Below are 22,648 nucleotides of genomic sequence, written 5' to 3'. Positions count from 1 at the left end.
GGCGTGCGTCGATTTCATCGAGGCGCAGGCGCGGTAGAACGCCGCCTCAGCGCCGGTTCGAGCGCGACACCACGTCGATCCACACGGCCAGCACCAGCACCGCGCCCTTGACGATCATCTGCCAGTACGCGTCGACGTCGAGCATCGACATCCCGTTGTCGAGGCTCGCCATCACGAGCGCGCCGATCAGCGCGCCGTAGACGGTGCCCGACCCGCCGCGCATCGACGTGCCGCCGATGAAGCATGCGGCGATCGCGTCGAGCTCGCCCATCGTGCCGGCCGACGGCGAGCCGGCCGCGAGCCGCGCGGTGTTGACGATGCCCGCGAACGCGCACATCAGCCCCATCAGCGCGAAGATCGCGAGCTTCACGCGATCGGTGTCGACGCCCGACAGCCGCGTCGCCTCCAGGTTCGAACCCACTGCATAGATGCGCCGGCCGAACACGGTCTGCGTCGCGATCCACGAGAACGCGCCGAGCAGCGCGAGCAGCAGCAGCACCGGCACCGGGATGCCGCCGTAGCGGTCGAGCGTCGCGACGAACGCGAACAGCACGGCCCCGGCGCCGACGACCTTCGCGACGTCCTGCCACAGCGGCGCGACGGCGAGCCGGTAGCGGTGCCGCGTGGCGCGCTGCCGCAGCACCAGCAGCGCGACGAGCGCGAACAGCAGCACCGCGAGGCCGTCGCCGGCCGCGCGCGGCAGATAGCCCTGGCCGATGAACACGAAGCCGTCGGACACCGGCGCGATCGTCGAGCCGCCCATCACGCCGAGCAGGATCCCGCGGAACGCGAGCATCCCGCCCAGCCCGACGATGAACGACGGCACGCGCCGGTAGGTCGACCACCAGCCGTTGAACAGCCCGACCAGCACGCCGAGCGCGAGCACCGCCGGCACCGTCACGGCGACCGGCCAGTGCCGATTGACGTCGAGGATCGCCGCGACACCGCCGAGCAGCCCGAGCAGCGAGCCGACCGACAGGTCGATCTCGCCCGCGATGATCACGAACACCATGCCGCACGCGAGCATCCCGGTGATCGACATCTGCCGCAGCAGGTTCGACACGTTGCGCGGCGTGACGAACGCGCCGTCGGTCAGCACCGAGAAGAACACCCAGATCGCCGCGACCGCGAACAGCAGCGCGAGGACCTTGTAGCGCACGAACACCTGGCGCAGCGGATGGCCGTGCGTGCGACGCGCGTCGGCGCCCGGCGGCACGGCGGGGGAAGAAGAAAGTTCGGTATTCATGACGCACTCGCTGCAATGGGTTCGGACGGCTGCCGCGCGGGCTTCAGCGCGGCGCCGAGGATCTGTTCCTGCGTGAGACCGTCGTTGACGAAATCGCCGCGCAGCTCGCCTTCGCCGATCACCAGCACACGATCGGCGAGCCCGAGTACTTCCGGCAGCTCCGACGACACGACGATCAGCGCGACGCCGCGTTTCGCGAGCGCGAAGATCAGCCGGTAGATCTCGGCCTTCGCGCCGACGTCGACGCCGCGCGTCGGTTCGTCGAGGATCAGCACCTGCGGGTCGGCCAGCAGCATCCGCGCGAGCACGGCCTTCTGCTGGTTGCCGCCGGACAGGCTCGCGATCGGCAGGAACGGGTGTGCCGCGCGCACCGACAGCCGCTGCATCTCGGTGCGGATCGCATCGAGCTCGGCGGCCGCGTCGATCCGCCCGCGCGCGGCGAAACGGCGCAGCACCGACAGCGTGATGTTGTGGCCGACACCGAGTTGCGGCACGATCCCGTGGCGCTTGCGATCCTCCGGCACCATCGCGATGCCCGCGCGGATCGCATCGGCCGGCGAGCGGATCGCGAGCGGCTGGCCGTTCATCCGCACGGTCGCCGTGCTCGCCCCCGGATACGCGCCGAAGATCGCCTGCATCAACTCGGTGCGACCCGCGCCGACGAGCCCGGCGACGCCGAGGATCTCGCCGCGCCGCACGCTGAACGACACGTCGTCCACGCGCTTGCGGCGCGGGTTCGCCACGTCGTGACAGGTCACGTTGCGTGCCTCCAGCACGACGTCGCCGATCTCGTGCGGCTCGCGCGGATACAGGTTGCGGATCTCGCGGCCTACCATCATCGCGATGATCCGGTCGGTGGTCAGCGCACGCATCGGCTCGGTCGCGACATGGCGGCCGTCGCGGATCACGGTCACCGTGTCGCACACTGCGTCGACTTCGTCGAGCTTGTGCGAGATGTATACGCACGCGACGCCGCGGCGCTTCAGGTCGCGCACGATGTCGAGCAGGATGCGCGTCTCGGCGGCACTCAGCGACGACGACGGCTCGTCGAGGATCAGCAGCTTCGCGCGCTTGTTCAGCGCCTTCGCGATCTCGATCAGCTGCTGATGGCCGCCGCCGTAGTTCATCACCGGCTGCGCGACGTTGATCGCGTCGATCCGCAGTTCGCGCAGCAGCGCTTCCGAACGCCGCACCATCTCCGCATAGTGCATGCGCCCGCCGGGCAGCGTGATCTCGTTGCCGAGGAAGATGTTCTCGGCGACCGACAGCTCGGGCACCAGCATCAGTTCCTGGTGGATGATCACGATGCCCGCGCGTTCGGTGTCACGCACGCCGGACGCAACGAGCGGCGCGCCTTCCCAGCGGATCTCGCCGTCCCACGTGCCGTGCGGGTAGACGCCCGACAGCACTTTCATCAGCGTCGACTTGCCGGCGCCGTTCTCGCCGCACAGGCCAACGCACTCGCCGGGGCGCACGGTCAGGTCGATGCCGTCGAGCGCCTTCACGCCGTCGAATGCCTTGACGATGCCGCGCATCGTCAGCAAGGGTTCGGTCATACGTTCATTGCCTCGCAGTGCGCACGCGGCCGGACCATGTGCGGCCGCACCTCGCCGGCCGCGTGCATCATGCCCATCGAGCGGTTACTGGCTCGCGAGCTGGGCCTGGGTGTAGAAGCCGTCCTTCACGACGACGTCGACGTTGCGCCTGGTCAGGAGCGTCGGCTGCAGCAGCACCGTGTCGACCTTCATCTTGCCGTTGTCGTATTGCGCGTTGAACGCGGGCTTCGTACCCTTCGCGAGATCGACCGCGAGCTTCGCGGCTTCGCTCGCGATCAGCTTCAGCGGCTTGTAGACGGTCATCGTCTGCGTGCCGGCGATCACGCGCTTGACGGCCGCGAGGTCCGCATCCTGCCCGGACACGGGCACCTTGCCGGCCAGATGCTGCGCGGCGAGCGCCTGGATCGCGCCACCCGCGGTGCCGTCGTTCGACGCGACGATCGCATCGATCTTGTTGTTGTTCGCGGTCAGCGCATCCTCGACGATCCGCAGCGCGGTCGATGCGCTCCACTCCGGCACCCACTGCTGGCCGACGACCTTGATGTCGCCGCGGTCGATCGCCGGCTTCAGCACCTTCAGCTGGCCCTCACGCAGCATCTTCGCGTTGTTGTCGGTCGGCGCGCCGCCGAGCAGGAAATAATTGCCCTTCGGCTTCGCGTCGAACACGCCCTGCGCCTGCAGTTCGCCGACCTTCTGGTTGTCGAACGAGATGTACGCGTCGACGTCCGCGTCGAGGATCAGGCGGTCGTACGACACGACCTTGATGCCGGCCTTGCGCGCTTCGGCGACGACGTTGCCGAGCGTCTTCGAATTGAACGGCACGATCACGATCACGTCGACGCCGCGCGAGATCAGGTTCTCGATCTGCGAGATCTGCCGCGCCTCGCTCGCGTCGGCCGACTGTACGGATACCTTGGCGCCGAGCTTCGTCGCGGCCGCGACGAAATAGTCGCGATCGCGCGACCAGCGCTCGACGCGCAGGTCGTCGATGCAGAAGCCGATCTCGGGCTTGTCCTTGCTCGCATGCGCGAGCGGCGCGCCCAGCGCGAACATCGCCAGCGCAGCGGCGCCGGCAAGCGAACTCAATACGGTACGACGCGTCACGGATTTCATTGTCTCCACTCCTTGTTATCGAACTTGTCGAACAACCTCACGAACATCGGGCCGGCGCAGCCATGCGCCGCCCGCATCGAGTCCTCGCAACGCGCGGCATCGTGCGATGCGAACCGCGCTCGCCATCCGCGCGTCACGCACCCGTCGCGAACACCGGTTCGAGCGCGCGATAAAGCCCACGAAACGTCGGCCGCCGCATGTCGCGATACCACGCGTGCCGCGCGAGATCGGGCTCGCGCACCGCGACGACCGGCGGTTGCGGGCACACGTCGCCGAGCGGCGTATCCGGTTCGAGCGCGAGGCGAGCAAGGCGCGCGGCACCGAGCGCCGGACCGACCTCGCCACCCGCGCGCAGCGTCAGCGCCCGTCCGCTCAGGTCGGCGAGCATCTGCGTCCAGTAAGCACTGCGCGAGCCGCCGCCGATCACCGTGATGCCGGCGGGCTCGAGCCCGGCCGCATGCAGCGCGTCGATGCCGTCGAGCAGCGCGAAGCCGACGCCTTCGAGCGTCGCGTTCGCGAGATCCGCGCGCCGTGTATCGGGTGTCAGCCCGTAAAAGACGCCCTTCGCATTCACGTCGTTGTGCGGCGTGCGCTCGCCGCTCAGGTAAGGCAGGAACCACGGGCGGCTCGCGCGCGCGTTCGCCTCGGCATCGGCGAGCAGCGCCGCGACGCCGTCGTAACCGGTCAGTTGCGCGGTGAAGTCGATGCAGCCGGCCGCGTTCAGCATCACCGACATCAGGTGCCACGTATCGGGCAGCGCATGACAGAAGCTGTGCACCGCCGATTCGGGGTTGGCGCGAAACCCGTCCGACACCGCGAAATACACGCCCGACGTGCCGAGCGACAGCAGTGCATCGCCGGGCCGCACGATCCCCACGCCGACCGCGCCGGCCGCGTTGTCGCCGCCGCCGGCCACCACCGGGATCTCGCGCAGCCCGAGTGCGCGCGCGACGGCCGGCAGCAGCGTGCCCGTCACGCGGTTGCCCTCGAACACCGCCGGCATCTGCGCACGCGACAGCCCGCACGCGCCGAGCAGCGTGTCGTCGTAGTCGCGCTTCGCGACGTCGAGCCACAGCGTGCCGGCGGCATCCGACGGATCGGTTGCGAACGCACCGGTCAGCCGGTAGCGCAGATAATCCTTCGGCAGCAGCACGTGCGCGATGCGTGCGAACACATCGGGCTCGTGCCGGCGCACCCACATCAGCTTCGGTGCGGTGAAGCCCGGCATCGCGACGTTGCCTGCCACCGTGCGCAGCGCGGGCGCGAGCCGCTCGAGTTCCGCGCACTCCGCATCGGCGCGGCCGTCGTTCCACAGGATCGCGGGGCGCAGTACGTCGCCATGCGCGTCGAGCAGCGTCGCGCCGTGCATCTGGCCAGTGAGCCCGAGTGCGGCGATGCCGCGCGGATCGATGCCGCCCGCGCGGGCGTCGGCGACGACCGCGGCGAGCGCGCCGCAGGCGGCGTCCCACCAGTCGTGCGGCGCCTGTTCCGACCAGCGCGGCCGCGGCCGGCTCACCGTCAACGGGTGGCTCGCGCTCGCCCGCACCGCACCGTCGCGGTCGAGCAGCACCGCCTTCACGCCCGACGTGCCGAGATCGAGTCCGAGATACATGGCGTCAGCGCAGCCCGTAGATGGCCTGGTTCACGATGTTCTCGAGCCGCTCCTGCGCGCCGCTCGCGTGCCGCGGGTCCACGCCGCGCGCGAGCGCGTCGTCCGCGAGCGACTGCAGCGTGTAACCGCCCGACAGGATCTTGCGGCCGAACGCGTCGTCCCACTGCGCGTAGCGCTGCCGGCGCAGCGCGTCGAGCCGGTCGTTCTCGACCAGCACCGCCGCGCGCTCGAGCGCGAGCGCGAGCACGTCGATCGCGCCGACATGGCCGTAGAACAGGTCTTCCGGATCGACGCTCTGGCGCCGCACCTTCGCGTCGAAGTTCATCCCGCCGGTCGTGAAGCCGCCGTGGCGCAGGATCTCGTAGAACGCGAGCGTCAGCTCCTCGACGCTGTTCGGGAACTGGTCGGTGTCCCAGCCGTTCTGCGGATCGCCGCGGTTCGCGTCGACGCTGCCGAACACGCCGAGCGCGAACGCATTCGCGATCTCATGATGGAACGAATGACCGGCGAGCGTCGCGTGGTTCGCCTCGATGTTCACGCGGATCTCGTTCTGCAGTCCATACTGCACGAGAAAGCCGTGCACGGTCGCGACGTCGTAGTCGTACTGGTGCTTGGTCGGCTCCTGCGGCTTCGGCTCGATCAGCAGCGCGCCCGTGAAGCCGATCCGGTGCTTGTGCTCGACCACCATCGACAGGAAGCGCGCGAACTGCTCGCGCTCGCGCTTCAGGTCGGTATTGAGCAGCGTCTCGTAGCCTTCCCGGCCGCCCCACAGCACGTAGTTCTCGCCGCCGAGCCGGTGCGTCGCGTCGAGCGCATGGCACACCTGGGTCGCGGCCCACGCGAATACGTCCGGGTTCGGGTTCGTCGCGGCGCCCGCCGCGAAGCGCGGGTGCGAGAACAGGTTCGCGGTGCCCCACAGCAGCCGCACGCCGCTCGCCTGCTGGCGCTCGCCGAGATAGTCGACCATCCGCGCGAAGTTGGCCGCGTATTCGCGCAGGGTGTCGCCTTCCGGCGCGACGTCGGTGTCGTGGAACGTATAGAAAGGCGTGCCGAGCTTCGTGAAGAACTCGAATGCCGCGTCCGCCTTCATGCGCGCACGTTCGAGCGCGTCGCCCGGCTGCTGCCACGGCCGCTGGAACGCGCCCTGCCCGAAGATGTCGTGCCCCGGCCACACGAACGTATGCCAGTAGCAGACGGCAATCCGCAGATGCTCGGCGAGCGTCTTGCCGAGCACGCGCTTCTCGGGGTCGTAATGGTGGTAAGCCAGCGGGTTGTCCGACTGCGGGCCTTCGTAGCGAATCGCGGGAATGTGTTCGAAATACGACATGGCGTCTCCGTGCAGGGTCTTGTTGCGGCGCAACGCGCGTCGTGACGACGACGGACGCGGCCGAATCCGGTTGGCTGGATCGTGCCCGCGCGCCTGCCGGCCGGCAATTGCGAAATTGCGCAGCATGCTTAACGTTTCTTGCCAGCCGCTGCGCGCGGTGCGCGTTCCGGCCTACAATCGCCGGACACCAGAGCATCGCGCGGCACCGTCCGCGCGCCCCGGAGACAACGGCAAGACGCCCGAGCGGCGCCCGCCCCGAGACCGACATGACCCGCGCCTCTTCCGCCCAGACACCGCACCGCATCGCGCTGCTGTTCAACGCGAACAAGGTCTACGACCGCGAGATCATCAGCGGCATCGGCCAGTACCTGCACACGACGCGCGTCGTGTGGGACCTGTTCCTCGAGGACGACTTCCGCTGCCGGCTCGCCGGCATCGAACGCTTCGACGGCGACGGCCTCATCGCGGACTTCGACGATCCGGCAGTCGCCGACGCGCTCGCCGGCTCGCCGCTGCCGATCGTCGCGGTCGGCTCGTCGTACGAGGATCCCGCGCAGTATCCGCACGGCGTCCCATATATTGCGACCGACAACCCGAAGCTCGTGTCGCTCGCCTATACGCACCTGATCGGCGCGGGGCTCGCGCATTTCGCGATGTACAGCCTGCCGGTCGCGCAGGAGAACCGCTGGGCGCAGCAGCGCGAGCTCGCGTTCGATCGCCTCGCGCGCGCCGACGGGCTCGACGCGCCGATCTACCGCGGCCTGTCGACGAGCGCGTCGGGCTGGAATCACGCGATCGAGCAGCTGATCGGCTGGCTGCATGCGCTGCCGAAGCCGGTCGGCGTGATCGCGGTCACCGATGCGCGCGCGCGGCATCTGCTGCAGGCGTGCCTGCTCGCCGGCATCGCGGTGCCGGAACAGGTCGCGATCATCGGCATCGACAACGATCCGCTCACGCGCACGCTGACGCGCATTCCGCTGTCGTCGGTGATCCAGGGCACCGAGGAAATGGGCCGCACCGCCGCGCACCTGCTGCACCGGATGCTGCGCGGCGCGCGTTTTCCCGGACAGCGCATCCTCGTGCCGCCGGTCGGCATCAACGTGCTCGAATCGACACGCCACCAGCCGCTCGCGAGCCCGCACGTGATGCGCGCGCGGCATTTCATCCGGCAGTACGCGTGCCAGGGGATCAAGACCGAACAGGTCGCCGACTATGTCGGCGTGTCGCGCTCGCTGCTCGAAGAGCACTTCCGGCGCGAACTGCAGCGCACCGTGCACCAGGAAATCCTGCGTCACAAGCTCGAGGCCGCGCAGGCGCTGCTCGCGAGCCGCAACGCGTCGAGCGCGGAAGTCGCGATCCGCTGCGGCTTCACGTCGTTGCAATACATGTACGCGGTATTCCGCCGCGAACTCGGCTGCACCCCGCGCGAATACCAGGAGCGCACCGCGCCCGCCCACTGAATTCACCGCTCACGAGCGAACCCACTCATGCATATCGACACCGACTCTCCCCGCCCGGCATCCGACGCGGGCCGCATTCCGTCCGAACCGTGGGGCACGCTGCCCGGCGGCGATCCGGTGCGGCGCTACACGCTGCGCAACGCGCACGGGATGCGCGTCGTCGTCAGCGATCTCGGCGCGACCGTCGTGTCGTGGCTCGCCCCCGACCGCACCGGGCGCTTCGCCGATATCGTGCTGGCGCACGACACGCCGGCCGACTACGTCGAATCGGGCGCCTACCTCGGCGCGACGGTCGGCCGCTGGGCGAACCGGATCGCGAATGCGCGCTTCGCGCTCGACGGCGTCGACCACACACTCGACCGCAACGAAAACGGCAACCTGCTGCACGGCGGCGCGAGCGGCTTTCACCGCGCGCGCTGGGACGTGGTCGACGACCGTGGCGGGCTGACGCTGCGGCTCGATTCGCCGGAAGGCGATGCGGGATTTCCAGGCAACGTGACGGTGCAGGTGCGTTATACGCTCGACGACGACGGCACGCTGACGATCGACTACGCGGGCGTGACCGATGCGCCGACGCCGCTGAACCTGACCAATCACAGCTACTTCAACCTGAGCGGGCGCGCGGGCAGCGACGTGCGCGGCCATCTGCTGCAGATCGACGCCGACGCGTTCGTCGAAGTGGACGATGCGCTGATCCCGACCGGCACCGCCGACGTGACGGGTAGCGCGTTCGATTTCCGGCAGAGCGCGCCGATCGGCGCGCGCCTCGACTGGCCGCATGCGCAGCTCACGCGCGGGCGCGGCTTCGACCATTGTTATGTGCTGCGCGAGCCTGGGCGCGGCGTGCGGCCCGTCGCATCGATCTACGATCCGGAAAGCGGCCGGGAGCTTGCCGTGTCGACGGACCAGCGCGGGCTGCAGCTCTATACGGGCAACTATCTGGACGGCGTGCGCGTGAGCGGCGGCGTGGCGTGCCGGCGGCACGCGGCGCTGTGCGTCGAAGCCGGGTGCTTTCCGAACCAGGTCAACATGGACGCGTTGCGCGACGAAACCATCCTTCGTCCGGGCCGGACCTATCGCCAGACGACGCGGTATCGGGTCGGCGTTCGCGGGTAGCGGTAGCGGACACGTCGGGCCGGGTCGGGTCGCATGCGAACGCGCCAGTCCGCAAACTGCCATGTACACCGGTCGGCATGCCCCCTCCGAAACCACTGGGTCAATCACGTCAACCGGGATACCGAATCCGTCCAGGCAGCGGCCGCCTGAGGTTTATCGTTTATCCGCCGCGATGCGGTCCCAGAGGATCCGGATCCGTCGCTGAACATGGCGCGAGACTCGCCGGCTGGCGCGTCGCGCGAAAGCATCGCCAGCACGCAAACCTGTGTCAGACTCCCATGTGCGATCGAGCGTCCGTGCGCAGTCGGCCGGCGCCGGATTTCATTCAACTCTTGCGGGTTCCTTACGGATGTCTGAAGAATACGAAGTTCATGGCCCTCACGACCATGCGGTGGAACATCATGCGGCTCACGGCGGCGATCAAGGTACGTCGCGCATCGCCGTGCTGACGGCCGTGCTTGCCTGCTTCGGTGCGATATCGGCCTACCAGAGCGGTGCCGACGAAAGCCTCGCGCTGCTCTACAAGAATGACGCCGCGATCCGGAAAACCGAGGCTGCGAACCAGTGGGCCTACTATCAGGCGAAGGGCAACAAGCAGAACCTCGCCGAACTCGGCGCGGCGTTGAGCCCGGAATCGTCGCCGCAGCGAAAGCGGTTCGAGGCGGACGCCGCACGATACCGCGCCGACAAGGAACCGATCCGGGCGCAAGCCGAGGCGCTCGAAAAGGAAGTCGAGAAGAACAACGCGGCCAGCGAGGCGCGGATGCACCGACACCATCGGTGGTCGCAGGCGACGACCGTCATCCAGATCTCGATCGCGCTGGCGGCGATCACGATCCTCACGCGCCGTTCATGGATGCAGGGCCTGTCGATCGGCGTGGCCGCGATTGGCATCGTGATCGCGGGGTTGGCTTTCTTCGGGGTTTGATTGACGGCGAGGCCGTCGCAGTCCGGTCATATCCCGACCACGCCGTGTTGCCTACGTGAAGCCACGCGCGCATCGGGCCCAACGTGCTCCCGGCGCGGCGATCATCGCCGTGGCCAGCGTGGCTTCATGCAGTCAGACGGCTCAGGATTCGCCACGAACGGCACCTGAGAAAAAGCACACTCTGCACCGGGCGCAAGATTGCCCCGCCTGTCTCTCCTCTCCGTCCCCACGCCTGTCGCCAGATAGTAGGCAACGCACGCGTTCTTTGCGTTGGCATCGGCGTCTGCGCTACGCTCGATCCGGCCTCGTTTCGAGGTTGAAATTTAAGCGCTTAAACCAACGAAGCCCGCGATCCTGCGATCGATCGACCGGGCCCGATACTGGAGGATGACGATGAACAGACGATCGATGTTGCGCTGGAGTGTCTCGACCGCGGCGCTCGCATGCGTCGACCTGGCCGGCGCGTTGCCGGCCGTCGCGCAAGGCGTCGCGCGCGCCGCAGGCAGCGCGGGTATCCCGTTCGCGATGGGCGCCGACGTGTCGACGCTGCCGGAACTCGAGGCGCACGGTGCACGGTACTTCGACCGCGGGCAGCCGCGCGACTGCCTGAAGATCCTGCATGCGCATGGCGTCGATTCGATCCGCATCAAGGTATGGAACGATCCCGGCAATCCGGATTTCTTCCCCGCGAACCAGAGCGATGCGGTAGGCTACAACGACGCGGCCCATGTCGTGGCGCTCGCGAAGCGCGCGGCCGCGCTCGGCATGCGCATCCTGATCGACTTCCACTACAGCGACTGGTGGGCCGACCCCGGCAAGCAATACCCGCCGCATGCATGGGCCGGCAAGAATCTCGCCGATACGTGCGCGCTGCTGTCCGCCTATACGACCGACGTGCTGCGCCAGCTTCAGCGCGCCGGCGTGCGGCCCGAGTGGGTGCAGATCGGCAACGAGATCACGGGCGGCATGCTGTGGCCGCTCGGCCGCTACGACCAGTGGGATAACCTCGCGCAACTGCTGAGGACGGGCCACGATGCGGTGAAGGCCGTCGATCCGCGCATCAAGGTGATGCTGCACATCGACAGCGGCGGCGACAACGCGAAAAGCCGCTGGTGGTTCGACAGCGCGACGCAACGCGGTGTCGCGTTCGACGTGATCGGCCTGTCGTATTACCCGCAGTGGCAAGGCGCGCTCGACGACTTGCGCACCAACGCGAACGATCTCGCCGTGCGCTACGACAAGGAGCTGATCGTCGTCGAGACCGCGTATCCGTGGACCACCAGCGACGGCGACTCGGAGCCGAATGCGATGACGAACACCGGCTCGACCGCGTTCCCGCCGTCGCCGGCCGGCCAGGCGCAGTTCCTCGCGGCGGTCGTCGATATCGTAAAGGGCGTGCCGGGCAATCGCGGCAAGGGCGTGTTCTGGTGGGAGCCGGAATGGATCCCGACGCCGGGTGTCGGCTGGAAGCTGGGCGCGGGCGATCAGTGGGACAACAATACGCTGTTCGACTTCCACGGCAATGCGCTGGCGTCGCTCGACGCGTATCGCAAGCGTTGACGCTTCACGGCATCGCCGATTCACCGCACCGGCGCATCGTGCGTCAGTGCGGTAGGTTGAAGCGGTGTCGTGCGGGCGGTGTGGTGTCGCTTGTGTCGCTTGTGTCGCTTGTGTCGCTTGTGTCGCTTGTGTCGCTTGTGTCGCTTGTGTCGCTTGTGTCGCTTGCGTCGCTCATACCGCTCGCTGCGCCGTTCCGCTCACACCGCCCCGCTCGCCGCGCGCATCCAGCGCGAGCAGCACGCACGCCACGAGTGCGAGCCCGCAGCACCCCGCGAACGTCGCGCGATAGCCGAACAGGTCGACGCACGCCCCCGACAGCACACCCGACGCGATCGAGCCGACGCGCGCGGTGCTGAAGAACATCGCGGTCGCGGTGCCGGGGCGCGTGGGCATCAGGTCGCATACGCGCGTCATCCCGAGGCACGACGTGATCGCGACCACGCAAGCGCTCAACAACTGCAGCGGCAGGATCAGGTCGACTCGCGTCACTGTCGCGAGCCCGATGAAATACGCCGCATGCACGACCGCGCATGCGGTCAGCCAGCGTGCCTTGTCGAGCCGCGTCGAGCGGATGCCGAGCCACAGCATCATCGGAATCTCGAGCAACGCGGCCAGGCCCAGCGCAGCCGACACGTTCGCCGGCGTGCCGCCAAGGCCGCGCACGATGTACAGCGGCAGCACGATCATCGTCGCGTTCGCGGCGAGCCCCATTAGCGTCAGCGCGACGAGGGTCCGCAGCACGCGCGCGCGCGGCGTGACGACGACCGACGCAGCATCGCCCGACGGCGCCGGAGCGTGGTCGACCGCGCGCACGTGAACGGCGGCCGGACGCCGCGCAGGCTCCGGAATCCGAGCGACGATCGCCGCGCACGCGACGAAGCCCGCCGAAGCCGCGAGAAAGAGCCCGGTGAAACCCGTCTGCGCGAGGATCAGTGCGCCGAGCGCGGGCCCGAACACCCACGCGACCGACAGCATCGTGCGCAGCGCGGCCGACGCGAGCTCGCGCTGTGCGTCGTCATCGACCGGCAGCACCGCGCGCGCGAACGAGAAGATCTGCGACAACGACACGGCCCCCGCGCCGAGCAGGATCGTGCCGGCCGCGATCACCGGCCCGTGCGCGCGCAGCACGCACAGCAGCGCGAAGCCGAGCGCGGCAGCGGCGAGCGATACGACGAGCAACGGCCGGTGGCGGTCGCGGCGATCGGACCAGCGTCCGGCCCACGTGCTGGCGACGACACCGCTCGCCGCAATCAGCGTCATGAATACGCCGGCCAGTGACGGCGACATTGCTGCCGCCTGCACGCCGAACAGCGACAGGTACGGCGCCGTAAACGACATCGCGACGCCGAGCATCAGCGCCGCCGCGGACAGCGGCACGAAATGCGCGATCCCGGCGAGGCGCGCGAACTGCAATCGCAGCGGCCGCAACGACTGCATCGCGTCAGTCCGGCTCGACCCATGCGGCGACGTCGACCGCGCCGAGTTCGCGGCCGCCGAGCACGAAACGCGCACCGTCCGGCGCGGGCAGCGTGCACGTTGCGTCGCCGTAGTTGAACGCGAATACGACGCGCCCGCGCCGGCGCAAGCGCACGCCGTCCGGCAATGCACGCACCGGCAGTCCGGCGTCGCGCGCGCAGCGGCCGACGATCGCACGCAACAGCGTGCGATCGAAGCAGGCGGTCGCCATCGTCACGCGGCCGCGCCGCACAAGTGCGGGCACGCCGTCGTCGCAGACCGCGAGCACGTCGACACCGGTGATCGATTCCATATCGACGTGATCGCGCCATTTCAGCGCGTGGCCGTCGATGCCGTCGAACGCGACGCGCGGGGCGAGCGACGGCCGCAGCGATTCGACCTGGCCGATCCGCACCGGCAGCACGTCACGCAGCTTGCCGGGTGCGAGGCCCGGAGCGATGGCGAATGCCGCCGTACGCGAACCCGTGCGCGGCCCGAACAGCCACTGCGCATCGCCACGCGCGGCCTGCTCGACGATGCGATCCGTGACGACCGGCAGCGTCGGCGCGACGACGAACGCATAACGCGACACGTCCGCACCGGCCGCGACGATATCGACGTCGATCCCGAGTTCGCGCAGCGCGCGATACCAGTCGAACGCATGTTGCTGATAGTCGAAGTCGGCGCCATGCGGCTGAATCCGGATCATCCAGTCCGCCTCGTAGTCGAACAGCAGCGCGACGCGCGCCGGAGGTTCCGAATCCGCGAAGCACCCGGGATCCAGCGCAGCCAGTTCACGCGCGACGCGCGCCACTTCGTGGCCGCCCGGCGACAGCCGGTCGTCCGGCGCGTTGAGCCCCGAATGCAGTTGCTCCTGCGCATGCGGATACTGCCGCCAGCGGAAATACGATACGAGCTCCGCGCCATGCGCGAACGCTTCCCACGTCCATAGCCGCACGGCGCCGGCGTGCGGCACCGGGTTGTACGGCCCCCAGTTGACGGGCCCCGCCTGCTGCTCCATCACCCACATCCGGCCGTTGCCGACGCCGCGATACAGGTCGTGCGAGAACGCCGACACGTCCGGGTGCCCGGTGCGGGCCCAGCGCCGCTTGTCGGATTCGTCGAGCGGCAGCACTTCGGTGCGCGGCACCGGGTAGCTGTCCCACGCGGCCACGTCGAGGCCGCCGCGCGCGAACGCATAGTGATCGAACTCGGTGAAAAAGCCCATGAAGTTGTGCAGCACGTCGCGGCCCGGTGCGTGCGGGCGGATCGCATCGACCTGCACGGCATGGAACCGCGCGACCTCATCCGACTGATAGCGGCGGAAGTCGAGCAGATGGGCGGGATTCGCATCGGTCGGCGTATGGCGCGGCAGTTCGATCTCGTCGAAGCCGCGATACTCCATGCTCCAGAACACGTTGCCCCACGCGCGGTTCAGCGCGCCGATATCGCCGTAGCGCACCGCGAGCCACGCGCGAAAACCTTCGAGCGCCGCACGCGTATAGCTCGGCAGCGTGTTGTGGCAGCCGATCTCGTTGTCGGTCTGCCATGCGATCACCGCCGGATGCGCGCCGTAGCGCCGCGCCATCGCGTCCACGATGCGCACGCAGTGCTCGCGATACACGGGGCTCGCGATATCGTAGTGGCGACGCGAGCCGAACTGCCACACCGCGCCGTCCGCGCCGATCGGCAGGATCTCCGGATGGCGATCGACGAGCCATTTCGGCGGCGCGGCGGTCGGCGTGCCGAGCACGATCTTCAGCTGCTGGCCGGCGAGCGTGTCGATCGCCTCGTCGAGCCACACCCAGTCGTAGCGGCCGGGTTCCGGCTCCATCCGGCTCCACGCGAATTCGGCGATCCGCACGCGGGTCAGGCCCAGTTCGGCCATCCGCCGCGCATCGCGCTCCCATTGTTCGCGCGGCCAGTGTTCGGGGTAATAGCAAACGCCGAGATGCATCGTGGATTCCTTGCAGATGAAAGAGGATGGGACGGGTCAGCCCTTGGTCGCGCCGAACGTGAGCCCGGTGACGAAGTGCTTCTGCATCGCGAAGAACATCAGGACCGACGGCAGCGCCGCGAGCACCGAGCCGGCCGACACGATGTTCCAGGCGGTCGTCCACTGCCCCTTGAGCGCGGCGACGCCGACGGTGATCGGCGCCGCGTCGTCGCCTTGCGTGAGGCACAGCGCCCAGAAGTAGTCGTTCCACACGAACGTAAATACGAGGATCGCGAGTGCCGCGAGCGCCGGGCGCACCAGCGGCAGCACAACGTGCCAGTAGATCGCCCATTCGGACGCGCCTTCGACGCGCGCGGCCTCGATCAGCTCGAACGGCAACTCGCGGATGAAGTTGCGCAGGAACAGCGTGCAGAAGCCGGTCTGGAACGCGGTATGGAACAGCACGAGCGCCCACACGGTGTTGTACAGGCCGACGCCGAGCATGATCTGCCGCACCGGGATCATCAGGATCTGGATCGGCACGAAGTTGCCGGCCACGAACAGCCCGAGCAGCAGGAGATTGCCGCGGAACCGGTAGTTCGCGAGCGCGTGCCCCGCGAGCGACGCGAGCAGGATCGATGCCGCGACCGACGGCACCGTGATCAGGATGCTGTTCGCGAAGTAATGCAGCATCGGCGTCTGCGTGAGCGCGGTGCCGTAGTTGTCGAGCAGCGCGAACTGCTTCGGCCAGTCCCAGTAATGGCCGGCCGTGATCTCGTCGGTCGAGCGGATCGACGTGACGAGCACCGCGAGCAGCGGCACGAGCCACAGCGCGAGCGCGCACGGCAGCGACAGGCGGTACAGCAGGCGAGCGGGACGTCCCCAGCGGGACACGGGCATCGGATACATGTTGGTGATCCTTAGGATTCGACGCGCACCAGCTTGCGCAGCTGCCACACGATATAGACGAGCATGATCGCGAACAGCACGACCGCGATCGCGGCCGAATAGCCTTCGCGGTAGTACTTGATCGCCTGGTCGACCATGAAGTACGCGAGCACGGTCGAGCTGTCGAACGGGCCGCCTCCCGTCATCACGGAGATCAGGTCGAAGCTGCGCAGCGCGCCGATCACGGTCAGCACCACCGCCATGAAGGTCGCCGGCCGCAATTGCGGCAGGATCACGTGCCACAGCAGCGTGAAGCCGCGCGCGCCTTCCATCCGCGCCGCTTCGACGATCTCGCCGTTGATGCCGGTGAGCCCGGTCAGGTAGAGGATCATGCAGAACGGAATCTGCGGCCAGAGCGCGGCGACGATCACGCCGTAGGTCGCATAGCGCGGATCGCCGAGCACCGGGATCCCGTGTCCGACGATCAGCTTCAGCAGCCCGAACGTCGGATCGTAGAACCATGAGAACACCAGGCCGACGACGACGCCCGGCAACACGAACGGTGCGAAGAACAGCGACTTCACGAGCCGGATGCCGAACACGTCCTGGTTCAGGTACAGCGCGAGCGCGAGGCCGAGCGGCGGCGCGGCGAGGAACAGCGCGAGCCACAGCACGTTGTTCTTCAGCGCGACGTAGAACGTATCGGACTGCAGCAGCTCGCGATAGTTGTCGAGCCCGGCATACGTCATCGGCGTCATCCCGTCCCAGTGATGGACGCTCAGCCAGATGCTGCTGACGATCGGATACAGCACGAACACGGTGAAGAGCGCGAATCCCGGCAGCACGAACCACAGGGCTGCGCGGTTGCGCCGGCGCGCGAGCGACGCGCGCGCATGCCGCTGCGGGCCGGCTTCGCGGCGCGCGGCGCTTTCGGACAGGCTGGTTGACATGAGGTGACCTTCTGCGAACGGTGGCAACGAAGGACCGGACCGGCATGCGCCGGCCCGGCCGCATGGCGCGCTACTTCCGGTAGATCCGCTTGCGGGCCTGATCGAGGCGCTGCAGGATCGCGTCGAGCTGCGTCGGGTCCGACAGGAACTGCTGCATCGCCTTCATCCCCTCGTCCGCCATTTCCTTCGTCATGTCGCGGTCGTAGAACTGCGCGATGCCGCCGGGCGTCGTCGCGAGCGTGCGGAAGCCGATCTTCGAGATCGGGTCCTGCGGCTCGGGCGCCTTGTTGTTCGACGGCAGTTGCCCCATTCCCTTCGCGAACTCGCCGCTGACGGCCGGTTGCCCCATGAACGCGAGGAAGCGGCGCGCGTCCGTCTTGTTGTGCGCCTTCGCCGGCACGATCAGCACGTTGACCGGGCCGTCCTCCGCAAGCGGCACTGACGCATCGATCACCGGGAAGCGGAAGAAGCCGATCGGATTGCGCGCCGCACTCAGCAGGCCCGCCGAATACCAGGTGCCCATCAGCGTCATCGCGGCCTGGCCGTTGACGATCAGCGGGCTCAGCGAATCGACGTCGTAGGACAGCGCGTTGTCGATGAAATACTTGTCGTCGATCAGCTTCTTCCAGGCCGCGTATTCGGCGCGCACGCGCGGATCGGTATACGCGACGTCGCCGGCCATCAGTTTCTGGTGAAATGCGTAGCCGTTGATCCGCAGGTCGAGGTAGTCGAACCACGCGGCCAGCGTCCACGCATCGCGCGCGGCCACCGCGACCGGCGCGATGCCCGCCGCCTTCAGCTTGCGGCACGCGTCGAGAAACTGCGCCCAGTCGGCCGGCTCGCCGTGAATGCCGGCCTTCTCGAACAGGTCCTTGCGGTAGAACAACCCATACGCGTCGTAGCCGAGCGGCAAACTATAGAGCTTGCCGCCGTAGGTCGACGACTGCTTCACGGCCGCATACGTGTCGTTCCAGCCGTTCTTCTGCCAGTCGGAACTCAGGTCCTCGAGCAGCCCGCGCTTCGCGAAGTACGCGAGCCGTTCGCCGTTGTTCCAGCTCAGCACGTCGGGCGGATCGGTCGCGAGCCAGCCGGACATCTGCACCTTGTACGCCTCCTCGCCCACGTAGCTGACCTTCAGGTCGATGTCCGGATTCGCCTTGCGGAACTGGTCGAACACGGCTTGCCACGTCGCGCGCTGGTTGCCGCGCGCGGCGACGTTCACCTTCAGCGTGCCCGCGTCGGCCGCCCCCGCGGCAAGCGCGGCGGCAGTCGTCAAGGCAAGCAGCAATCGGCTCGCACGAAGTCTCATCGTTGTCTCCTGGTATTGGTGTGATGGGTGCCGCGTCGCGCGCGGCGGGTCGGCAGTGCGCCGCTACGCGAACGCCGCTTCGGCGTGGACGGCCGGCAACGCGATGCCGGCCTCGTCGAACAGGTGGCAGCACGATGGCGACACGCGGAACGCATGCCGTTCGCCGCGCCGCAACGCGGCCTGGCCCGGCAGTTTCGCGAGCAGCGGCACGCCGCCGGGCTGGTCCAGATGCACGTACGCGGCTTCGCCGAGCTGCTCGACGAGTACGACGTCACGCACGATCGCCGGCAGGTCGGCATCGCCCGCCGTGGCGACCGTCAGATGCTCGGGACGAATCCCGAGCGTCACGCGCGCGCCGCTGCCGACGTGGCGCGGCAACGGCCGATCGTGCAGCGTCAGCGTTTCGCCGGTTCCATCCAGGCGCAGCCGGCAGCCATGCGCATCGCCCGCTTCGACGACCGCCGGCAGGAAGTTCATCCGCGGCGAGCCGATGAAGCCCGCGACGAAGCGGTTGGCCGGCCGGTGATACAGCTCGAGCGGCGCACCGGCCTGTGCGATGCTGCCGAAGCGCGCGACGTCGTCGCCCGCGTGCAGCAGCACGATCCGGTCGGCCAGCGTCATCGCCTCGATCTGGTCGTGCGTCACGTAGACGGAACTCGATTGCGTGAAGCGTGCGTGCAGGCGGGCAATCTCGACGCGTGTCTGGCCGCGCAGCGTCGCGTCGAGATTCGACAGCGGCTCGTCGAACAGGAACACGCGCGGCTCGCGCACGATCGCGCGGCCGATCGCGACGCGCTGCCGCTGGCCGCCCGACAACGCCTTCGGCTTGCGATCGAGCAGCGCGTCGAGCTGCAGCACGCGCGCGGCTTCGGTCACGCGGCGGCGGACCTCGTCCTTCGGCGTGCCGGCGATGCGCAGGCCGAAGCCGATGTTGTCGAACACGGTCATGTGCGGAAACAGCGCATAGCTCTGGAACACCATCGCTACACCGCGCTCGGCGGGCGGCGTGTCGTTCATGCGCGCACCGCCGATCCGCAGTTCGCCTTCGGTCACGTCCTCGAGCCCGGCGATCATTCGCAACAGCGTGGACTTGCCGCACCCCGACGGACCGAGAAACACGCAGAACTCGTGCGACGCGATCTCGAGGTTCACGTCGCGCAGCACCGGCGCATGGTCGCCGTAGCGCTTCGAGACGTCCTTCAATGAAATGGCGGTCATCGCGCTCTCCTCTTCCGGTCAGGCGCTACGGATCGAGAAATTTAATCGCTTAAATTTCAGTGGTGCAATTCGCCCGGTTCGCCGTACCATGTCGTCTCCTTGATCTGATGTGCCGAGAAATTAGCGTATCGCCTGTCCTTGTGCAACTAGTGGGACGCACTCCCAGAATATGAGCAGACACTCCCCCGCTTCGCTTCCGCCGCGCCTCTTCTCCCGACCACCTGCAGGCCGCGCATGGTGACGCTCGCGCAAGTCGCGCAGCGCGCGAACGTCACTGCTGCGACCGTCTCGAACGTGCTGCGCAATCCGCAGAAGGTGAAGCCGGCGACCGTCGAACGCGTGATGGCCGCGATCCGCGAACTCGGCTATCGGCCGAACCTGACCGCGCGCGCGCTGGCCGAGGGCCGCACGTCGACGCTCGCGCTGATGCTGTCGAACATCACGAACCCGTTCTATCCGGAGTTCGTGCTGGCCGCGGAGCGCGAGGCGCGCAAGCGCGGCCATTACCTGCTGGTGTCGAATACCGACGACGATCCGGCCATCACGCGCAACTACCTCGAGCGGATCGCGGGGACGCTCGCCGCCGGCGCGATCGTGATGAACACCGACCTCGCCGAAGCCGAGCTGGCCGACATCGCACGCCACGGTGCGTCGATCGTGCTGTGCATGTGGGAGCACGTGCATGCGTCGCGCACGCTGCCGTGCGTGACAGTCGATTTCGCGGCGGCGGGGGCGCTGGCGGCCACGCACCTGTCCGGGCTGCGGCATCGCGCGTTCGGCGCGCTCGTCGGCAGGGGATCGGGCGGCCCGCAGTCGGTGCGGCTGCGCGGCTTCGCCGACGAACTCGCGGCACACGGCCATCCGGCGGACGCGTTGACGACCGTGTCGGCGCACGATTCGATCGAAGGCGGCTACGAAGCGGCTGCTGCGTTACTGAGGGCGCAGCCCGGCCTCACCGCGCTGTTCGCGACCAACGACCTGATGGCGATCGGCGCGATGCAGGCGGCCGCCGATCTCGGCCTGCGCGTGCCGGCCGATCTGTCGGTGATCGGCATGACCGATATCCAGCTCGCGCACCAGTTCCGCCCCGCGCTGACGACGGTGCGGTTTCCGACGTCGCAGATCGCCGCGCGGGCGATCGCGCTGACGCTCGACATGATCGACGGGATCGAACCGGCTGCCGCCGTGCATACGATCGGGGCGCCGGAGCTCGTCGTGCGGGAGTCGACGGGGGTGGCGCGGGGGTGAGGGTTCGATTCGGACGCCGGAACTATCGGTTCGCCGGCCAATCGTCGCCGAACACCGGCTGCCACTTGACGGCCTTGGCATCGTCGGCCTGGCGATGGCAAGATCCCCATGCCGGACCGATCTTCGATCCATCAAACCGCAACGTGCCCTTGTACGCGTCGCGGTTGTCGAGATAATCGTGACTGGTCAGTGGTTCAGTTCCTCGAGCCGCACACCATTGGTCTTCGGTCCAAAGAGGCCGATTGACACCGCGACCATCAGCATGCATGCCGTGATGCCGGCAAATACCCCTGGCACGCCGAAATCACGGAGAAGGAATGCGATCAGAAAGCCCGACATCATCGCACCGACCCGGCTGGCCGAATACACGATGCCGTTGGCCCGGCCCCGTATCGCTGTCGGGAACAACTCTGCCTGGTACGCGTGATAGCAGACCGAGATGATCTGGCCGGCGAAGCTGATCAACACACCGAGGATGATCAGCGGTGCCATCGTCCTGGCATGTGCGAACGCCATCCCGGATACGATCACGATCAACGCACCGCCAACGATCAGGTATTTGCGCTGGATCCTGTCGGCGACCGCCATCGCCAGCAGCGGCCCGATCGGCAACGCGAACGCGATGATGAACGAATAGAGCAGGCTTTTCGTGACCGTGATGCCCTGGCTGATCAACAGCGTCGGCACCCAGCTCGCAAAACCGTAGTAGCCGATCGCCTGGCAGAAGTTGAAGACAATCAGAATCACCATGCGTGATCGATACGGTTGCTGCCACAACTCCGCAAGCGATGCACGTCGATGCTTCGGCTGCACCACGACCTGCGACGGGGGCGGCAGCGACCGCCCCGACTGACGCTCGACGATCGCCTCGATGTTCCGCACGATCGCGTCGCTCTCGTCGAGTTTTCCGCGTATGGCGAGCCACCGCGGGCTCTCAGGCACACCGCGCCGGATGAACCACACCAGCAATGCGCCGGCCGCGCCTGCGAGCACCACGATGCGCCACCCTTCGATACCGAACACCGTGGTCGGTACGAGCCAGTACGACAGGATCGCGGCGACTGGAGCCGCCGCGAACATCACACTCTGGTTGAACGCCATCGCGCGGCCTCGCATGTGTTGTGGCACAACCTCCGTCACATAGCTGTCAATCGTGATGATTTCGACCCCGACGCCGATGCCGGTGATGAAGCGCCAGAAAATCATCCCCTCCGGGGTGGTCTGGAAGGCCATGATCACTGAACCGACCGAATACCAGAGCAGCGAGACCGTGAACACCGAGCGCCGGCCGTATCGATCGGGCAGCCAGCCCAGTCCGAACGTCCCGACGAACAGGCCGGCGAACGTCGCGGCGATGAAGCCGGCGATCCCGGTGAAGCCGAAAAACGCGTGCGTGGTCGTTTGCAGCACCCCGCTCTTCGTCATGCCCGGCGCGATGTAGCCGGTGAAGATCAGGTCGTAGACTTCGAAAAAGCCACCCAATGAGATCAGCAGCACCAGCATCCATAGATGGCGGGTGATCGGAAGACGATCCATACGCGCGGCGATTGCGGCACCCGGCGAGTTGTCGACGTTGACGACGAGTTGATCGTGCGGACGGGAATCCGCGGTTGCGGTGGAATGCATGTATGTCTCCTGGATACGGCAAATGTCGACGGCCTTGTTGTTGGATCGTGGTCCGTCTGCCGGTGTATCGCGCTCCGCGCACGTCATGCGTGGAGCGCGT

At 67.9% G+C, this 22,648-nt stretch carries 17 protein-coding genes; 5 read left to right on the top strand and 12 right to left on the bottom strand.

The features are described 5' to 3' along the window. Positions 1 to 46: 46 nt before the first annotated feature. The 5 genes from DIE12_RS02920 to xylA all read right to left on the bottom strand — a co-directional run bounded on the left by DIE12_RS02920 (position 47) and on the right by xylA (position 6,854). A complete protein-coding gene (locus DIE12_RS02920; protein WP_124519867.1) occupies positions 47 to 1,246 on the bottom strand; it encodes a sugar ABC transporter permease in 1,200 nt (399 codons plus the stop codon). Further along, positions 1,243 to 2,802, bottom strand: coding sequence for a D-xylose ABC transporter ATP-binding protein (gene xylG, locus DIE12_RS02915; RefSeq protein WP_124519868.1), 1,560 nt, complete (start codon positions 2,800 to 2,802; stop codon positions 1,243 to 1,245). The genes DIE12_RS02920 and xylG overlap by 4 nt, the downstream gene beginning before the upstream one ends. Positions 2,803 to 2,886: 84 nt before the next feature. After that, complete coding sequence (gene xylF / locus DIE12_RS02910; RefSeq protein ID WP_124519869.1) at positions 2,887 to 3,915, bottom strand: D-xylose ABC transporter substrate-binding protein; 1,029 nt, start codon at positions 3,913 to 3,915, stop codon at positions 2,887 to 2,889. A 133-nt stretch (positions 3,916 to 4,048) separates the two neighbouring features. After that, entirely contained in the window at positions 4,049 to 5,527 is a 1,479-nt protein-coding gene (xylB, locus tag DIE12_RS02905; RefSeq protein ID WP_124519870.1) for a xylulokinase, read from the bottom strand. Positions 5,528 to 5,531: 4 nt separating this feature from the next. Next, positions 5,532 to 6,854 carry a xylose isomerase gene (gene xylA, locus DIE12_RS02900; RefSeq protein WP_124519871.1) on the bottom strand — a complete coding sequence of 441 codons (1,323 nt, stop codon included), beginning with the start codon at positions 6,852 to 6,854 and terminating at the stop codon, positions 5,532 to 5,534. 266 nt (positions 6,855 to 7,120) lie between these two features. Between xylA and DIE12_RS02895 the strand changes: the two genes are divergently transcribed. From DIE12_RS02895 to DIE12_RS02880, 4 genes are all read left to right on the top strand, one after another. Continuing rightward, positions 7,121 to 8,314 carry a DNA-binding transcriptional regulator gene (locus DIE12_RS02895; protein ID WP_124519872.1) on the top strand — a complete coding sequence of 398 codons (1,194 nt, stop codon included), beginning with the start codon at positions 7,121 to 7,123 and terminating at the stop codon, positions 8,312 to 8,314. Positions 8,315 to 8,341: 27 nt separating this feature from the next. After that, complete coding sequence (locus DIE12_RS02890; RefSeq protein ID WP_124487288.1) at positions 8,342 to 9,430, top strand: aldose epimerase family protein; 1,089 nt, start codon at positions 8,342 to 8,344, stop codon at positions 9,428 to 9,430. 349 nt (positions 9,431 to 9,779) lie between these two features. Further along, on the top strand, positions 9,780 to 10,358 hold the full coding sequence (locus DIE12_RS02885; protein WP_124487374.1) for a DUF4337 domain-containing protein: 579 nt from the start codon (positions 9,780 to 9,782) through the stop codon (positions 10,356 to 10,358). A gap of 393 nt (positions 10,359 to 10,751) precedes the next feature. Further along, positions 10,752 to 11,918: an arabinogalactan endo-1,4-beta-galactosidase gene (locus tag DIE12_RS02880; protein ID WP_124519873.1), complete on the top strand. Its 1,167-nt coding sequence runs from the start codon at positions 10,752 to 10,754 to the stop codon at positions 11,916 to 11,918. A 171-nt stretch (positions 11,919 to 12,089) separates the two neighbouring features. On the opposite strand, the gene DIE12_RS02875 is transcribed toward DIE12_RS02880, so the two are convergent. From DIE12_RS02875 to DIE12_RS02850, 6 genes are all read right to left on the bottom strand, one after another. After that, on the bottom strand, positions 12,090 to 13,355 hold the full coding sequence (locus tag DIE12_RS02875; RefSeq protein WP_124519874.1) for a sugar efflux transporter: 1,266 nt from the start codon (positions 13,353 to 13,355) through the stop codon (positions 12,090 to 12,092). Between the two features lie 4 nt (positions 13,356 to 13,359). Further along, positions 13,360 to 15,330, bottom strand: a complete 1,971-nt coding sequence (locus tag DIE12_RS02870) for a beta-galactosidase (protein WP_124519875.1) — start codon at positions 15,328 to 15,330, stop codon at positions 13,360 to 13,362. 36 nt (positions 15,331 to 15,366) lie between these two features. Further along, on the bottom strand, positions 15,367 to 16,218 hold the full coding sequence (locus tag DIE12_RS02865) for a carbohydrate ABC transporter permease (protein WP_124519876.1): 852 nt from the start codon (positions 16,216 to 16,218) through the stop codon (positions 15,367 to 15,369). An 11-nt stretch (positions 16,219 to 16,229) separates the two neighbouring features. Then, positions 16,230 to 17,147, bottom strand: coding sequence for a carbohydrate ABC transporter permease (locus DIE12_RS02860; RefSeq protein WP_124519877.1), 918 nt, complete (start codon positions 17,145 to 17,147; stop codon positions 16,230 to 16,232). A gap of 70 nt (positions 17,148 to 17,217) precedes the next feature. Then, positions 17,218 to 18,456 carry an ABC transporter substrate-binding protein gene (locus tag DIE12_RS02855; RefSeq protein WP_124519878.1) on the bottom strand — a complete coding sequence of 413 codons (1,239 nt, stop codon included), beginning with the start codon at positions 18,454 to 18,456 and terminating at the stop codon, positions 17,218 to 17,220. Between the two features lie 63 nt (positions 18,457 to 18,519). Then, on the bottom strand, positions 18,520 to 19,674 hold the full coding sequence (locus DIE12_RS02850) for an ABC transporter ATP-binding protein (RefSeq protein WP_124519879.1): 1,155 nt from the start codon (positions 19,672 to 19,674) through the stop codon (positions 18,520 to 18,522). Between the two features lie 234 nt (positions 19,675 to 19,908). On the opposite strand from DIE12_RS02850, the gene DIE12_RS02845 reads away from it, so the two are divergent. Continuing rightward, positions 19,909 to 20,922 (top strand): LacI family DNA-binding transcriptional regulator, encoded by a 1,014-nt coding sequence (locus DIE12_RS02845; protein WP_124519880.1) that lies wholly within the window; start codon positions 19,909 to 19,911, stop codon positions 20,920 to 20,922. Positions 20,923 to 21,108: 186 nt separating this feature from the next. On the opposite strand, the gene DIE12_RS02840 is transcribed toward DIE12_RS02845, so the two are convergent. Further along, positions 21,109 to 22,548, bottom strand: coding sequence for an MFS transporter (locus DIE12_RS02840; RefSeq protein ID WP_124519881.1), 1,440 nt, complete (start codon positions 22,546 to 22,548; stop codon positions 21,109 to 21,111). Positions 22,549 to 22,648 lie beyond the last annotated feature (100 nt).

The organism is Burkholderia sp. Bp9015, assembly GCF_003853505.1.
Lineage (GTDB): Bacteria > Pseudomonadota > Gammaproteobacteria > Burkholderiales > Burkholderiaceae > Burkholderia.
Note: the sequence above shows the minus strand (reverse complement) of the source record. Positions and strands in the feature narration are given on the sequence as shown.

Coding starts and splice junctions, on each gene's coding strand:
- DIE12_RS02920 (WP_124519867.1), bottom strand. CDS start 1,246: ATGAATACCGAACTTTCTTCTTCCCCCGCCGTGCCGCCGGGCGCCGAC.
- xylG (WP_124519868.1), bottom strand. CDS start 2,802: ATGACCGAACCCTTGCTGACGATGCGCGGCATCGTCAAGGCATTCGAC.
- xylF (WP_124519869.1), bottom strand. CDS start 3,915: ATGAAATCCGTGACGCGTCGTACCGTATTGAGTTCGCTTGCCGGCGCC.
- xylB (WP_124519870.1), bottom strand. CDS start 5,527: ATGTATCTCGGACTCGATCTCGGCACGTCGGGCGTGAAGGCGGTGCTG.
- xylA (WP_124519871.1), bottom strand. CDS start 6,854: ATGTCGTATTTCGAACACATTCCCGCGATTCGCTACGAAGGCCCGCAG.
- DIE12_RS02895 (WP_124519872.1), top strand. CDS start 7,121: ATGACCCGCGCCTCTTCCGCCCAGACACCGCACCGCATCGCGCTGCTG.
- DIE12_RS02890 (WP_124487288.1), top strand. CDS start 8,342: ATGCATATCGACACCGACTCTCCCCGCCCGGCATCCGACGCGGGCCGC.
- DIE12_RS02885 (WP_124487374.1), top strand. CDS start 9,780: ATGTCTGAAGAATACGAAGTTCATGGCCCTCACGACCATGCGGTGGAA.
- DIE12_RS02880 (WP_124519873.1), top strand. CDS start 10,752: ATGAACAGACGATCGATGTTGCGCTGGAGTGTCTCGACCGCGGCGCTC.
- DIE12_RS02875 (WP_124519874.1), bottom strand. CDS start 13,355: ATGCAGTCGTTGCGGCCGCTGCGATTGCAGTTCGCGCGCCTCGCCGGG.
- DIE12_RS02870 (WP_124519875.1), bottom strand. CDS start 15,330: ATGCATCTCGGCGTTTGCTATTACCCCGAACACTGGCCGCGCGAACAA.
- DIE12_RS02865 (WP_124519876.1), bottom strand. CDS start 16,218: ATGTATCCGATGCCCGTGTCCCGCTGGGGACGTCCCGCTCGCCTGCTG.
- DIE12_RS02860 (WP_124519877.1), bottom strand. CDS start 17,147: ATGTCAACCAGCCTGTCCGAAAGCGCCGCGCGCCGCGAAGCCGGCCCG.
- DIE12_RS02855 (WP_124519878.1), bottom strand. CDS start 18,456: ATGAGACTTCGTGCGAGCCGATTGCTGCTTGCCTTGACGACTGCCGCC.
- DIE12_RS02850 (WP_124519879.1), bottom strand. CDS start 19,674: ATGACCGCCATTTCATTGAAGGACGTCTCGAAGCGCTACGGCGACCAT.
- DIE12_RS02845 (WP_124519880.1), top strand. CDS start 19,909: ATGGTGACGCTCGCGCAAGTCGCGCAGCGCGCGAACGTCACTGCTGCG.
- DIE12_RS02840 (WP_124519881.1), bottom strand. CDS start 22,548: ATGCATTCCACCGCAACCGCGGATTCCCGTCCGCACGATCAACTCGTC.